2 protein-coding genes are annotated in these 522 nt (G+C 60.0%); both read left to right on the top strand.

Annotated features, from left to right (window positions below):
• A partial coding sequence (locus A3730_RS07025) for a DUF2938 family protein (RefSeq protein WP_063537790.1) occupies positions 1-345 on the top strand: 345 nt, incomplete at its 5' end.
• 101 nt (positions 346-446) lie between these two features.
• Positions 447-522, top strand: a 76-nt coding sequence (locus A3730_RS32555; protein ID WP_231883878.1) for a DUF6164 family protein, incomplete at its 3' end; no start/stop codon positions are given.

Raw genomic sequence — 522 nt, 5'->3', positions numbered from 1 at the left:
CGCCAATTCCGGCACGATGCCATCAGTCGCTCCGCGCCCATAGCAGGAGAAACCCTCGTCGGCTGGCTGGCGCATTATCTGATCGGGATTGCCTTTGCCGGCCTGCTGCTGGCCTGGCAGGGCACCGCCTGGATCACTCATCCGACCCTCGGGCCTGCGTTACTGATGGGCATTGCCACTGTCGCAGCACCGTTTCTGCTAATGCAACCTGGCATGGGGGCCGGCATCGCCGCCTCACGCACTCCAGCGCCGAACAAGGCCCGGCTGCAAAGCCTGCTTAACCATGGTGTGTTCGGGGTGGGCCTGTATATCGGAGGCTGGATCACTCACGTCATCATCTACTAGGGAGCCTCTGAAAATAGCAGGCAAAAAAGCGCGCAGGAAAATGCGATAATGGCCAGCGAGACAAACAGGAACGACCACGCCCGACCAACCGGTGATACGCCATGACCACACTACTGCTGAATTTACGCCAGGTTCCGGACGACGAAGCCGAGGAAGTGCGCACCCTGTTGAATGAGC

Source organism: Alcanivorax sp. HI0044 (assembly GCF_001634945.1).
This window is presented reverse-complemented; position numbering and strand designations above follow the sequence as displayed.